Source organism: Hymenobacter agri, from assembly GCF_054778495.1.
In genome coordinates this window covers 1-1,556 of sequence record NZ_BAAGZM010000806.1, presented here as the reverse complement: position 1 = coordinate 1,556, position 1,556 = coordinate 1, and the positions used below count along the sequence as shown (strand labels likewise).

The 1,556-nt window shown below is 62.6% G+C and carries 1 protein-coding gene; it reads left to right on the top strand.

Annotated features, from left to right (window positions below; all coding sequences use genetic code 11):
- Positions 1–1,556, top strand: a 1,556-nt coding sequence (locus ACYVDE_RS22335; protein ID WP_460503739.1) for a right-handed parallel beta-helix repeat-containing protein, incomplete at both ends; no start/stop codon positions are given.

The following is a 1,556-nucleotide window of genomic DNA, read 5'->3' as shown; positions in this document are numbered from 1 at the left end:
CCACCCGCAGCACCACCGCGCCCGACCTGGGCGCCTACGAATTCACGCCGCCGGCCAACACGGCCAGCGTTTCGCTGCGCAGCATCGACTCGCCGGTCCCGCCTCTGACGCTGACTGCCCGCACCGTCACGGTCACCATCAGCAACAACGGCACCGTGCCGCTCACCAGCGTGCAGTTGCAGTACGTGTTCAACAACGCAGCCCCCGTTACTCAAACCCTCACCCCCACTGGCGGCTTGGCCGTGGGTGCTACGCAAAGCTTTTCGTTCACCACGCCTATCACAATGATTAGTGGGCGCAATACCCTGACCGTGACGGCTAGCGTACTGAATGGCAGCGCCACGGTGAGCAGCAGCCTGAGCCGTAACTACTACACGCCCCTGGTGGGCACCTACACCATCAACCAGCAGGCGGCGGGCAGCGCTACCAATTTCACCGGTTTTGCCGAGGCGGCGACTACGCTTAACAACGCGGGCATTGCCGGTTCGGTGCGCTTCAACGTACTCAACGGCCCGTACCAGGAACAGTTTTCGCTGGGCGTGGTGGCCGGTGTGAGCGCCACCGATACCATTGTGGTAGACGGCGGCGCGGCCAAGCAGCACCTGAACTACGGCGGCACCTCGTTGCAGCCGGCCGCCGTGCTGCTCAACGGCACCGACTACCTGACCGTGCAAAACCTGACCATCGACCTGGCGTCCTCGCCGCAGTACGGCATCGGGGTGAACCTAGTGGGCCAAGCCACCAACAACCGCATCAAAAACTGCGTAATTCTGGCCCCCATCGCGGCCACGCTGACCACCGCCAACGCGGGCATTGCCGTGAGCGGCTCGATAACCACGACCTCTTCGGGCGGCGACGCCAGCGGGCTGCGCATTGAGAACGACTCCATCAGCGGCGGGGCCTACGGCATCACGCTCACGGGCATTTCGGCCACCAGCCGCAGCACCAACGCGCGTGTGACGGGCTGCGTGGTGCGCAACTTTTTCAACTACGGCCTCTACCTGGCCAACTACAGTGGCGCGCGCGTCACCGACAATAACATTCACCGTGAAACGCGGGTGGGTACGTCCACTTTCTATGGTATTTATGTGACCAGCTGCGTGGGCCTGGCCATCGAGCGCAACCGCATTCACGACCCGAACACGGCCAGCGGCAGCGCCCTGCCGGCGCATGGCATCTACTTCAGCAGCGCTTCGGGCGCGGCCGGGACGGAAAATGACGTGGTCAACAACCTGATTTATAATTTCTTCAGCTTTGGCACGACCTACGGCCTCTACAACTCGGGCTCGAGCTTTGCACGCTACTACCACAACACCGTGGTGATGGATAGCCCAAACAATGCGCAAACGTCCAACACCGGCTTCTACCAGACCGGAGCGGCCACGGACATTGACTTCCGTAACAACCTGGTAGTAGTGACGCAGACCGCTGCCCAGGGCCGCTATGCGTTGAACTTTGCCACTACCACGTCGGGCATCAACAGCAACTACAACGACCTGTACGTGGGCCCGGCCGCCAGCGGCTTCACCTGCCGCTACGGCACCACCAGCTACGCC